Source organism: Kurthia gibsonii (genome assembly GCF_006539985.1).
Classification (GTDB): Bacteria; Bacillota; Bacilli; order Bacillales_A; family Planococcaceae; genus Kurthia; species Kurthia gibsonii.
In genome coordinates this window covers 62,713-74,550 of the sequence record NZ_BJOB01000006.1, presented here as the reverse complement: position 1 = coordinate 74,550, position 11,838 = coordinate 62,713, and the positions used below count along the sequence as shown (strand labels likewise).

Here is an 11,838-nt window from a genome sequence, read left to right as displayed (position 1 = left end):
TTATGAAATTAATCAGACCAGAATATAATCATTTGTATCACTCAGCAATTACACCCGTACTCAGTGTCACAACTGTGGGGACAAGTTGGTTAGTGGATGAACTTTGGGTTGAACCAAAAGAATTAGAGTATTTACATTACGAAGAAGATGTCACGAAAAGATTTGAAGAACTACAATTATCACAAGAAATTGATACGAATTCCATCGACTATGCACGGTCTCAGGGTGTTGAAAATGAGTGGGAAATGATGCATTTTTTTGCAAGTGAAGATGTTAATGCACCTTCCGAGATTCTACAATATGTTGACGATGAAGGAAATTTAGTATCTTTTACAAATGATGAGTTAGAAGCTATTCGAGAATGGCAACCTGGACAAGCTTATCCTGTAGAGGGAATACAAGGACATCATATTGAGACAGTCCATGAGAACGCTACAAACATAGAGCTGGCAGGTGATTCAGATAATATTATTTTAGCAACTGATTCTGCTCATCTGGAGTATTTACACGGAGGAAGCTATAAAAATCCTACACAAGATGAATACTTAGATGTGAAAATGTCGAATGAAGATCGTCTTGCAGAAACACTTTCATATAACGAAAGTCAAATCGTACCTGGATTCTTCGAAGTAGGTTTAGTATCTATAGCTCCAACAGCTTTACTGGGGATTACAATCAAACAGTTAGTTACATATTATCAATTACAAAATAGCGAACTTCCTTGGAATGAGAAGAAAAAAGTACTAGCCAAGACGGCTATATTTTCAACGCTTACTAGCTCAGGAATAGGCGCATTATCTTACTCAACAGGATCCGTATTAGATTGGGTATTCGATGATCTATCAGTAGGCGTAGTCGATGAATTCTTTTCCAGTATGATTGAAATAAATGGTTCTTTATTAAGTGTTCAACTAGCAACAGCTGCACTTAGTTATGTAACTGCATTATTTAAAGGCGTAAACAATGAGCAAGCTTTTAGAAACGCTAAAAATCAAATGGTCACAGCTCTTGCTGAATTTGCGGTATTTTCAGCTATTGGACTTGGCTTAGAATTAAGCTTTGATATGCTAGGTGGCGTAGTCATGGATGCACTCCTACCAGACCCTACATTTAAATGCCGGATATAAATTATTTAAACTAGGTCGAAAGATTTGGATAAAAAGAGTCCATGAATAAGCGTATAAAGAATGTATGCTTATTCGTCAAAAACACGCTTACCAATTAACGAAAGATTCTTTGAAGTTGAATGAAAAAGTTGAGTTTTAAATGTAATGTAGGAGTAATTTATAGAATAAGTAGATTTTATATAGAGAGAAGTGAGTAAATGGTATTGCTTTTTTAGTAAAACAGGCTCGGAAATTATAAAAAACGGTTCAAAAATTGGTAGTCATAAAATAGATGTTTTTCATGATTATATTATAGCTGAAGACTCAGGTGGGATATTTGCACCTACTAAGACAATAAAGAGTTATTTCATTAAAGATGACATTCTTCTCAAAATTGAAGCATTCGATTATGAAGGCTCGATAAATAAAATAATTTTAAAAAGTTCTAGCGGGGATTTAAATTTAAATTTTCGTTTAGACATAGAAGAGATTAGAAAATTATATTTTGAAACCCAATTAAAATAAATTAAATTGGAGTGTCCATATGTAAAAATACATGGTTTTTTAGATCATCCGAAAGGTTATACATATGTGAGTATAAGTTATGTTAAAAAGCAATTAAAGCTTATTCATCACTACGGTAAAGATAAGATATCGTTGAAAGATATACAAAAAATTCATCAATTAGAGGAAAAAGCTTTTGTAATTACTTTTGGAAATAAATCATATAAGGGAATAGTAGATAAACAACTATTCGCCGTTAAATTACTGTTGACTAAGTTTTTAGAAGGTATTTTCTTACTGTCCAAAAAAGGCAGTCAGTGCCAATTTTAATTGTAGTTCTATATATTAGTTATTCTTTTAGTTCTAAAATATATTTTTCTATAGCTTTCATAGTGGTTAATGTTTGTACAAACACACTTTCAGAAAGCTGTAAAAATTCTTCAAATGTACCTTTCCAACCATAATTCATTTATAGAGCCCCCTTTATTAATAATCTTATAAAACATTATAAAACGAAAGAATCCCCCTTTCCAATTGGAAGTAGGGGGATTTAATTATTAATTAATTTAAATTAGCTAAAACTTCTTCTGATTCACTAATAGCAGTTGATACATCTTCATAGTTTACAGCGTTCATATGATCTTCAGTATCTGATTTTTGAACAAGACTGACTTTACACATTTTGTAGAGTAAACCGACTAGAAGAACTGCGTTTTGTGTTGCTAGTTTTTCGTCTTCGGTGAAGTCATTCCAATCTGTTTTGTGTAGGCCATTTACTACATATGAAATATAATTAAATGCATGTGTATACTTTTCTTGTACAGTTGTAAGGGATTGAATATATTGATTAGCTACTAACTTTAGTTCATTTAAATAATTACAAATTTCTATAATAGATGCTTCTGCTTTTTCCATTTGTGCAAAAGCTTCATCTGCCTTATCAGACAATTTACCACCTGTTACACTAAATATTGCTCCTCCTACTAGTAAACCAACACCTAGTGTGGCTGCACCCAGAATCGTTGTGCCAAGAGCAATACCGCCACCACCAGCAGCAATAGCACCGCCACCTAGAGCTGCGAGTGTAGCATTTGTTGCTGCTACGCCACTTAGCGAAGCAATTGCTGTTCCAGTTGATGCAGTACCTAATGCCATTACAGCAGAAGTAGTGGCGCCAGCAGCCGCAAATCCACCAGCTGTACCAAGTGTAGCTCCACCTAGTCCTCCTAAAAGAACGCCAGCACCTACAGAAACACTTTTTAATACTTCTTTATCGTAAGTTGGTAATGTAATACCTTCTTTATTATATTCTTTGAATTGTGGACGGTTTTGAATTTTTTCGATTGTATCAGAGAAAGTATCAAAACCTTTTAAAATTTGTAATTCTAGATTACCCAGTTCGTCCATTTTTTTCGTCGTATCTGTATTTATTTGTTCAAATGCAGCCATATTTTGATCATGACGCTCTTTTGCTTCGCTCATTGTATCATTTGCTTCTTTCATTTTAGCAGCTCCGCGAACGCCGCTTCCTACACCTACTAAACCTGCTACCGCAGCTCCTACACCTAAAATAATTGGTAACGGCATAATTAATTCCTCCGTGAAATATAGTTTTTAATCAAATGTCAAAGTTGCATTTTTGTTTGACATATGTGAATCAAAATCATTCTCCCAGGGCTTGTTATAACCCATTCGTTCGAAAGTATTTAATAAAGCAACATTTAAATCTTCTTCAGTCTTAACTGTAGAAAATAATGTGATTACTTGTTGATACTCGGATGTCTCTTTTTTAAACTGAACTAAATCAATTTGTTCAAGCTCATGTAAATAAACCAATAAAGCTTCATTTATTTTTTTATACGCTTCAATCTGTTTTTGTAAAGGATCAGCAATACCGATACGAATAAAGACCTCTTTGAAAACGAGTGTGACAAATCTGAACCATGCAATTAAATTAAGACGCATAAAGAAATTTAAAAAGTTACCACCTGAACGAATTCCAGCATCCATGCCATCCATTACACAAAGTGTGCCATACCCACATAGCAACATGACGCGTAAATCAGCGTGCTTTTTAGTTGGAATGCATTCTTTTAAAGGTTTTTGAAATTGAAAATATCGTCTTAAAGACCAAATTAATCGAATCGTTAGATCAGTAATAATGACTGGAATAGCAGTTGCTAAACCAAATCTAAAATCATAACCTTCTTGAAAAGCACGAGTCGCAATAGTAGCTAAATCTTGTTTGTCTTTACCTACATTAAATTTACCAAACGTACAAAATTGAAATAGTTCGTAAAAAGGCATTACTACACCCGTTCCACGCCCGCTGTTACCACGTGTACCGGAGCTACCAGCAATATCTGACATAATATGACCAAACCAATTCGCAATACCGCAAAATAGTTTGGCGATAAAATTACCACCCTGTAATTCAAAAGTTTCTGTTTTAATCGTGATAATTTTACCGTCTGCCATAAATGACGAGGTAGAAGTAAATTGATTTAAAAGTGAGAAAAATAAACCTACAATATCTGGTGCATGAGATAAAGACTTCATATGGTGATTTTTTGCAGACATATTAAATAAATCATCTACATCTTTTGTATGTCGCTGATCGTAATTTACGCGATATTTCTTTTCAAGAAAACCAATCGCACTGGCTACATTATCCTTTTGTGAATCTCTCGGTTTCCAGCCCACCATTTTTGCGAATTTTTTTACAGCTTGATCTGTCTGTTGGTCTGTCCATTTACCTAATACGCTTTTCCCAGGAGCTCCAACAAGGAAAATATCAATCAAGCCACCAATTGCACCACATGCTACTGAAATAAGATAATCGTACTTATCACAGGTATGATCTTGTTGGAAAAGTTGTTGGCTTTCCTGACTTTTTCTCAGCTTAGACTCTGCAGTTATGGAAGTCTGTGTCATAGTGCCGTCCTTTCTGTCTTATAGACGAATATTACTTAGCTTGATTTTTTAAAAGTTGGCATGCTTCATAATTTAGTTGATAGTATTCATCTTTTGTCATGTACGAGAAAAATAGTGAATACATATGATCAACTTGGCATTTTTCAGGCCTTGTTTCATAAATTTTGCAAAGTTTACTTTGGCGATCAAAGTGCATACAAGTCCCATCTCCAGAATCTAAATCTGAATATTGATCAGATAAATGAAGGTTTTGACAACATAAACCACATTGATCGCAAAAAAAATGATCCATATTTTTCTCCTATAATTTTGCATAATGAATTGAATTGTTACAAAAGAATATATGAAAGTAGGTCTATTAATTACTAAAACTATAGTTTTAGGTAATTAATAAGGTATATATGTATATAAATATCTTAAATTCAATATATTTTCTTTTATATATTAAATTATAAGCCTTATTTAACTAGTGTCAATACTTTTGATATAATAAAAAATGATCAAAATAGTCTTAAAGTCTTATGTAAAAACCTCCTCCTTATGTCTGATTTCATCAATGATGGCATGTGTAATCGTTTCGACATTGTGCGCGCCGCCGAATTCAGCGACGAATCTTCCACCTGATTTTAAAATGGCGTACATACTTTGTAGAGCAGTGAGTGGCTCTTTCACCCAATGTAGTGTCGCGTTTGAAAAGACTGCATCTACATTTGAAAAGCCTGTTAGTTGTGTTGCGCTTTGTACATAGAATGGAATGTGTGGGTACTTTTCTTTTGCGGTGGCAATCATATTTGGTGAAGCATCAATGCCAATCACATGAACACCTTGTTTTGAAAGTTCATGCGCTAAGTCGCCTGTACCGCATCCAACATCTATAATGGTCTCGCCTTGCTGTGGTTGTAATAGTGACAAAATATCTTTTCCGTAGTGTGAAACGAAGGCGTGTTGCGTATCATAACGCGTCGCATTCCAGTAATCTTGTTTGGTCATCTTTTCCATCTCCTTATTGATTCGCTGTGATTCATTTGAGTATAATGGAAAAATATACCGAAGAACATTCAAGAAAATAGCGTTTTAGTATAATGATTCGTTATCGTAAAGAGGGGTTTCTATGCAAATTAAATGGATACAAACATTTGTTGTAACAGCGAAAAATTTTAGGCAAGCATCGGAGCAATTATTTTTAACACAGCCTGCTGTGACGAAACATATTCAGCGTTTAGAAGAAGTCATTCATACAACGTTATTTCATCGCACGAGTAATCGCGTCACATTAACAGCAGCAGGGAAGAGATTTTATACATTTGCGAATGATTTACTCGCTGAATATGAAGCAGGTATGGAAGCTTTTGAATCATGGAAATAGGGATATGAACAGAAGCTCGTTATCGCAGTTGCACCTCAAATTGCGGCATCACTATTACCGACATGGTTGGCGCAGTTTATGGCTGAAAATCCAACGATTGAGGTCATAACGAATATTGTCTCCTCTTATGACGTGGGGCAAGAGGTGAGTTCAGGGCGAGCGGATCTTGGATTAGCACGTATTCTACCGATTCAACCGAGCATTGAAGCACTTCATATACATGAAGAACCAATGCTTTTAACGTCGAAGAAAAGACAAGGGACTTGGGATGAGGAGCGAGTTATGCAAACAGACCGTATTATGACGCATAACCACCCTCATTGTAGCGATGTATTTTTGCAGCAACTAAAGCACGCGTATCCACTTGTTCGAACGATGCCAGTGAATCAAATTGAAGTAACAAAACGATTCATTGAAGCAGGGCTTGGCAGTGCCTATTTACCGTATTCAATGATTCAAGAAATGAACGAAGTCATGACAATCCCAGCACAAGCCATCTCACCACCGATTTCGACGACCTATCTTTTAACCAAAGTACGCACAGTGGAAGTAGAGAAGTTTATTCAGTTTTTAACGGAAGGATGAAAGTGAATGTTATCAAACTTTGAAGTGGAATTTGTACAAGGCGAATGGAAAAAATATTATAAGTGCACATCAAAGAGTTTTCAAAAGCAGATTTCCTATTGGCGTTTTAGCAGAATGTGTCGCAGCTTTTTAAAAGGAGTTAGCGCATTAAAACGTCAATACGAAAAAAAGCTAATGAATTCGATTCAAATTCTTTTTGTTGATGAACAGTGTGAAAAAGCAGTTCATATCGTGACCGATTTACAAGGGACGATTCATGGCTTTACATTGCGTCCTTACTATCAATTTGACACAGATCATCTGTGGACAAAAAACACATATCACATGCCCATTTGTGACGAATGGTTTGTATTTTGGGGTGGCACGAACGAATTTGAAAACTACCATTATCTCTATCCTCATCAGCGCTATGCCTATGATTTAATACGTGTTGTCGATCATCAAGCATTTAAAAATGAAGGAATACACAATGAAGATTATTTTGCTTTTGGAGCTAAAGTAGTGGCTCCATTAGACGGAAAAGTACTTCAAGTCATTCAGCATATTCCAGACCAACCAGTAGGTGAGATGAATGAAGCAGATTTTTTAGGAAACTATATCATTCTCGAACATGCGGAAGGAGAATATAGTTTGATTGCCCATTTGAAGCAATATAGTACCGTAGTGAAACAAGGCGATGTAGTAAAAAGTGGTGAGTTACTTGCGCTTTGTGGCAACTCGGGGAATTCTTCTGAAGCTCATATTCACTTTCAAGTAATGGATTGTCCACATATAGAGCAAGCCAATTCGCTACGCATTCGATTTGAAGGTGGAGTAGAGCCTGTGCAAGGGGATACAGTTTAAAAGAGAAATAAACATACAAAAACCAAAGGGGTGTTTCAAATGCATCATAAAAAAAGAATGCGAGATTACGGAATTGAGATTGGGGAAATGCGCACAGGTCCTTTAAATGCGATTACAGATGTTAAAGGGGTAAAAGTAGGACATGTTACATTAAGCGAAGGGGATATGCAGACGGGTGTCACAGCAATTCTACCGCATAGCGGAAATGTATTCAGAGAGAAATTAATCGCTTCAAGTCACGTCATTAATGGTTTTGGTAAGTCGATGGGGACGGTTCAATTGGCTGAGCTTGGGGCCATTGAAACACCGATTATTTTGACAAATACTTTAAGTACAGGCATTGCAGCAGATACTTTAATTGATTATATGTTAGAACAAAATCCTGAAATTGGACGAACGACAGGTACGGTAAATTCAGTAATCGGTGAGTGTAATGATATGATCATCAACGATATTCGAGGTAAATTTGTAAAACCCGAGCATATACGAGAAGCATTGAATAACTGTGATGAGGTATTTGAGGAGGGAGCAGTCGGCGCGGGAACGGGTATGCTTTGCTACTCATTAAAAGGCGGGATTGGCTCTGCTTCAAGAATAATGGACTTTGAATTTGGTTCTTATACATTAGGTGTACTCGTATTGACGAACTTTGGGATATTGAAAGACTTCATAATTCAAGGAAATCCAATTGGTCAGCAATTAAAGCAAAAATTAGATGAAGTGTATAAGGAAGAGGATAAAGGTTCTGTCATAACAATTGTTGCGACCGACTTACCCGTTTCAGAAAGACAACTTCAAAGAATTTTGAAAAGAACGGTGACAGGACTATCACGAACAGGTTCTATTATTACAACAGGTAGCGGAGAAGTCGTATTTGGTTTTTCAACTGCGACAAGAATTTCACACGATGAAAAAGCGAAATTAATAACGATTCCTCAAATTCCAGAAGACGTGATCGATGTCGCTTTTAGAGCAGTTGGTGAAGCGACGGAGGAAGCAGTATTGAACTCGATGATTACTGCTCATGAAATCGTAGGACGCGATGGAAATTCAAGATCTACTTTGAAAGATTTGTTAGAGAAATATAATATTAGCTTACTGTAAAGTGACCTACTTATAAGATAAAACACCATATATATGTATATTTTATTAAATAATGAAAAAATAATAATTTATAACAAATTTATGTTAAAATTGTTACGGAATTAAAATCTAACAATATATGGAAGGGTGTAAGTAGTGAAAAAGCTTATTTCAATATGTGTGCCGATGTACAATGAAGCTGAAAACATCGATGCATTTTATAAGCAACTAACAACAACGATTAGACCTCTAACTCAAAAGTATGATTTTGAGTTCCTTTTTATTAATGATGGAAGTATCGACCATAGTGTGAAAAAGGTAAAAGATTTAACATTAGCAGATGCAAGAGTGAAGTTGCTTGATTTATCGAGAAACTATGGGAAAGAAGTCGCGATGGCTGCAGGTTTTGACTATTGTTTAGGAGATGCAGTAATTACGATGGATGCAGATTTGCAACATCCACCTAAAGTGATTCTTGAAATGGTCGAACAATGGGAAGCTGGTTATCTTGATGTATATGGAAAAAGAAATGAACGAAAAGGCGAAAGTTTTCTAAAAAAGAAAATGTCCGAAATTTACTATAAATTACTCGTTAAATTTTCAAAAGTAGAAGTATTGCCAGGTGTAGGTGATTACAGATTATTAGATCGTGTATGCATCGACAGTATCAGAAAAATGAAAGAAACGCAAAGATATACAAAAGGGTTATATATGTGGATTGGTTTCCGTAAAAAAGAAGTCAACTTCGATGCGGAGGAGAGATTTGCGGGAGAAACGAAGTGGAAATTCATGGACTTATTAAAACTTGGTATTGATGGTTTAACATCGAACACAACATTCCCACTTAAAATCGCAGGTATATTAGGCGGAATTCTCTCATTCAGTTCGATGCTTTATATGGTTTATATTCTCATAACAACATTAATTTACGGAACGAGTGTACCAGGTTATCCAACGCTCGTCACATTAATTCTACTGCTTGGTGGTTTCCAACTAATTTCATTAGGCATCATGGGTGAATACTTAGGGAAGATTTTTCATGAAACGAAAAACAGACCGCTTTATTTTGTTCAAGAATATACAGGTGAAAAAATTGAACTAGAAAAAATTCAATTACCGCAAAGATTTGCGAAAACAGAAAGTGTATAAAAAGAATGAAAAAATTATTTAAAAATGAAAAAATACGCTATCTCCTATTTGGGATTGGCACTACAGCAGTTTATTTTTTGACAAGATTTTTAATTGTAAACATAACTGAAAACTCAATGTGGGCAGTCATTACAGCTCAAATTACAGCAATTCTATTCGCTTACTTTACGAATAAAATTTTCGTCTTTAAAGATCAAAAATGGAAGCCAATCGATTTATTAAAACAACTTACAGGGTTTATAGCCGGTCGAGCATTCGTGTTTGGTTTGGACTTGATGATTACGTATATTGCGGTCGTAGCCTATTCTAAAGAAATCATTCACTTCTTAGGTTTGAATGCTATTAATTATGACTATCTTCTTTTCTCATCTTCATTAACAAAAGGGTTCATTGGAACACCTGCTTTATTAAATGAATTTATTTTTGTATTTATCGTACAAATATTAGCCATTATTATAAACTATATTATTTCAAAAAAAGCCGTATTTAAAGCGGAAAGAGTAAATAAGGAGTAGTTGCATTGATTATTACAACTTTTAAGAAAAGTTACATTTGGCGATCAATCTTTATATTCTATGCAGTGATTGCCTCATTATTAATACTGTCAGGTGATGATTGGGCATGGGGTTCTGAAGAAGGATGGTCAAGACTTGAAAATGGATTCGATTATTACAACGGACGTTACTTAGGGAATATAATTGAAATTTTTATTACTCGCTCTCTACTATTTAGAATTGCAATGTATGCTTTAGTTAATACAGGAATCGTGTATGTGACTTGGTTATTACTAAATCGAAAATTTAGCATTCCACTCATCATGTTACTTATTATATCTATGCCAATCTCAATTTATGGTGAAACATATGGTTGGTTAGCAGGCTTCGCAAACTACAATACTTCTTTATTGGCAATTTTATATATTTTATATGTTGCCAAGAAAAAACAGCCGAAAATGATTGAGTTGTTTTTCGTAGGAATCGTCGCGTTTTTAGGACAATTTTTCGTTGAAAACGTATCTGTCGCTAGCGTTGTTATGGCAGTGATTGGATTGTTATTGGCACTATTCTATAAAGAAAAGAAAGCTGTATTTATTGTGTGGCTAATGGGGGCAGCGGTTGGCGCTTATATAATGTTCTCTAATACGGCCTATCATACGGAAGGGAATATGCGCGAGGTTGGAGGATTAGACTTCACGTTATTATTCACAACGATGATCACGAGCTGGAGTGAATTTTATTTTAAAGATAATCTCATTCTCATCGTATTGTTTACAATCGTATTAGCAATAATCGGTAAAGGGCAAAAGTATTTAGTAGGTTCTATACTAGTAATTGCCATGTATTTCATTATTCGAAATCTAGTTGGATTAAGCCCCGCATCACTACCTTATTACTTACTAGTAGTGGAATTTATTTTAATGTGTATCTATTTAATTTCGCTATTAATCATAGTAGGAAAATCAAAAGTGAAAAATGAACATAAACGATATTTCTATACATATTTTTTATATGCAATCATTTTATTAGGTCCATTTTTATTGATTACACCATTTGGACCAAGAAATATGCTGTTAACTTATATGTTACTAGTCATTTGTTTATTACTAATTTGTGATGAAAAAATCTTAGGATGGCTGAGAAAAGGCAACAAGTTTGTTGTTTTAGCTGTAATTGGTTTTTGTATGACTTTCATTATAATGCATGGCGCAAATAAAATTGAAAATCATACGCGTTATGATCAATTAGTCGAGGAATATGAAGCAGGTGCTAAGTTCTCAACATTAACGAGACTACCTTTTGAAAAAATCGGTCATGATTTAACGCCGAAGTTTAATAATCTTCAAAGACAACGACAAATTGAGTATTACAATTTACCACCAGACATTCGCATTCGATTATCAAATTATATTCATATTGAGCCAGAACCACCATATGGTCCAATCGAACCGAAGTATTTAAGGTAGATAAATAGTTCTTAAGCATATACAAAAAGCCGAAATCGCACTTGTGGCAATTTCGGCTTTTTGTTGTTTATTTAAGATAACTTTCAAAGATTCCACCTTGTGAAAATTCACTAAATGGAATAAGTAAGAATCGGGTATAGGCTTTGCCTTTTTCATATTCACTTAAAATGACTAGAATATTTGTATTGTAAAAATAAATATAACCTGCTTCGTTTTTTGACGCCTTATATTCAACAGGTTTACCAAAAGTTTATGTCACTTGTTTTTTTTGTGAATTTTTGAGGAGTTGAGAGCAGCATTCCACG

General features: G+C 34.7%; 12 protein-coding genes and 1 pseudogene. 9 read left to right on the top strand and 4 right to left on the bottom strand.

What is annotated here, in order from left to right; all coding sequences use genetic code 11:
- The first annotated feature begins 2 nt into the window (after nucleotides 1–2).
- Together KGI01_RS03280 and KGI01_RS03275 are read left to right on the top strand one after the other, a co-directional pair.
- Entirely contained in the window at nucleotides 3–1,127 is a 1,125-nt protein-coding gene (locus KGI01_RS03280) for a hypothetical protein (RefSeq protein ID WP_141273241.1), read from the top strand.
- Nucleotides 1,128–1,316: 189 nt separating this feature from the next.
- Nucleotides 1,317–1,631 (top strand): hypothetical protein, encoded by a 315-nt coding sequence (locus KGI01_RS03275; RefSeq protein ID WP_141273239.1) that lies wholly within the window; start codon nucleotides 1,317–1,319, stop codon nucleotides 1,629–1,631.
- A gap of 540 nt (nucleotides 1,632–2,171) precedes the next feature.
- On the opposite strand, the gene KGI01_RS03270 is transcribed toward KGI01_RS03275, so the two are convergent.
- From KGI01_RS03270 to KGI01_RS03255, 4 genes are all read right to left on the bottom strand, one after another.
- Nucleotides 2,172–3,197 (bottom strand): hypothetical protein, encoded by a 1,026-nt coding sequence (locus KGI01_RS03270; protein ID WP_141273237.1) that lies wholly within the window; start codon nucleotides 3,195–3,197, stop codon nucleotides 2,172–2,174.
- Between the two features lie 27 nt (nucleotides 3,198–3,224).
- Nucleotides 3,225–4,544 (bottom strand): hypothetical protein, encoded by a 1,320-nt coding sequence (locus KGI01_RS03265; RefSeq protein WP_141273235.1) that lies wholly within the window; start codon nucleotides 4,542–4,544, stop codon nucleotides 3,225–3,227.
- 31 nt (nucleotides 4,545–4,575) lie between these two features.
- On the bottom strand, nucleotides 4,576–4,836 hold the full coding sequence (locus tag KGI01_RS03260) for a YkgJ family cysteine cluster protein (protein WP_141273233.1): 261 nt from the start codon (nucleotides 4,834–4,836) through the stop codon (nucleotides 4,576–4,578).
- 227 nt (nucleotides 4,837–5,063) lie between these two features.
- Nucleotides 5,064–5,534, bottom strand: a complete 471-nt coding sequence (locus KGI01_RS03255; protein ID WP_170214710.1) for a class I SAM-dependent methyltransferase — start codon at nucleotides 5,532–5,534, stop codon at nucleotides 5,064–5,066.
- 121 nt (nucleotides 5,535–5,655) lie between these two features.
- Between KGI01_RS03255 and KGI01_RS14015 the strand changes: the two genes are divergently transcribed.
- The 7 genes and pseudogenes from KGI01_RS14015 to KGI01_RS03225 all read left to right on the top strand — a co-directional run bounded on the left by KGI01_RS14015 (nucleotide 5,656) and on the right by KGI01_RS03225 (nucleotide 11,533).
- Nucleotides 5,656–5,910 carry a LysR family transcriptional regulator gene (locus KGI01_RS14015; RefSeq protein WP_255314716.1) on the top strand — a complete coding sequence of 85 codons (255 nt, stop codon included), beginning with the start codon at nucleotides 5,656–5,658 and terminating at the stop codon, nucleotides 5,908–5,910.
- Nucleotides 5,911–5,928: 18 nt separating this feature from the next.
- Nucleotides 5,929–6,495, top strand: a pseudogene (locus KGI01_RS03250) (substrate-binding domain-containing protein); the annotation flags it as partial.
- A gap of 6 nt (nucleotides 6,496–6,501) precedes the next feature.
- The gene (locus KGI01_RS03245) at nucleotides 6,502–7,338 is read left to right on the top strand and encodes a M23 family metallopeptidase (RefSeq protein WP_141273229.1); all 837 of its coding nucleotides are present in this window, start codon (nucleotides 6,502–6,504) and stop codon (nucleotides 7,336–7,338) included.
- A gap of 39 nt (nucleotides 7,339–7,377) precedes the next feature.
- Nucleotides 7,378–8,442, top strand: a complete 1,065-nt coding sequence (locus KGI01_RS03240; protein WP_141273227.1) for a DmpA family aminopeptidase — start codon at nucleotides 7,378–7,380, stop codon at nucleotides 8,440–8,442.
- Nucleotides 8,443–8,577: 135 nt separating this feature from the next.
- Complete coding sequence (locus KGI01_RS03235) at nucleotides 8,578–9,570, top strand: glycosyltransferase family 2 protein (protein ID WP_255314715.1); 993 nt, start codon at nucleotides 8,578–8,580, stop codon at nucleotides 9,568–9,570.
- A 5-nt stretch (nucleotides 9,571–9,575) separates the two neighbouring features.
- Nucleotides 9,576–10,085, top strand: coding sequence for a GtrA family protein (locus KGI01_RS03230; protein WP_141273225.1), 510 nt, complete (start codon nucleotides 9,576–9,578; stop codon nucleotides 10,083–10,085).
- 5 nt (nucleotides 10,086–10,090) lie between these two features.
- Nucleotides 10,091–11,533, top strand: a complete 1,443-nt coding sequence (locus KGI01_RS03225) for a hypothetical protein (protein ID WP_141273223.1) — start codon at nucleotides 10,091–10,093, stop codon at nucleotides 11,531–11,533.
- Nucleotides 11,534–11,838: the final 305 nt, after the last annotated feature.

Bases quoted from the DNA above. Each gene is read 5' to 3' on its own strand.
- KGI01_RS03280 (WP_141273241.1), top strand. From the start codon at position 3: ATGAAATTAATCAGACCAGAATATAATCATTTGTATCACTCAGCAATT.
- KGI01_RS03270 (WP_141273237.1), bottom strand. From the start codon at position 3,197: ATGCCGTTACCAATTATTTTAGGTGTAGGAGCTGCGGTAGCAGGTTTA.
- KGI01_RS03265 (WP_141273235.1), bottom strand. From the start codon at position 4,544: ATGACACAGACTTCCATAACTGCAGAGTCTAAGCTGAGAAAAAGTCAG.
- KGI01_RS03260 (WP_141273233.1), bottom strand. From the start codon at position 4,836: ATGGATCATTTTTTTTGCGATCAATGTGGTTTATGTTGTCAAAACCTT.
- KGI01_RS03255 (WP_170214710.1), bottom strand. From the start codon at position 5,534: ATGACCAAACAAGATTACTGGAATGCGACGCGTTATGATACGCAACAC.
- KGI01_RS14015 (WP_255314716.1), top strand. From the start codon at position 5,656: ATGCAAATTAAATGGATACAAACATTTGTTGTAACAGCGAAAAATTTT.
- KGI01_RS03245 (WP_141273229.1), top strand. From the start codon at position 6,502: ATGTTATCAAACTTTGAAGTGGAATTTGTACAAGGCGAATGGAAAAAA.
- KGI01_RS03240 (WP_141273227.1), top strand. From the start codon at position 7,378: ATGCATCATAAAAAAAGAATGCGAGATTACGGAATTGAGATTGGGGAA.
- KGI01_RS03230 (WP_141273225.1), top strand. From the start codon at position 9,576: ATGAAAAAATTATTTAAAAATGAAAAAATACGCTATCTCCTATTTGGG.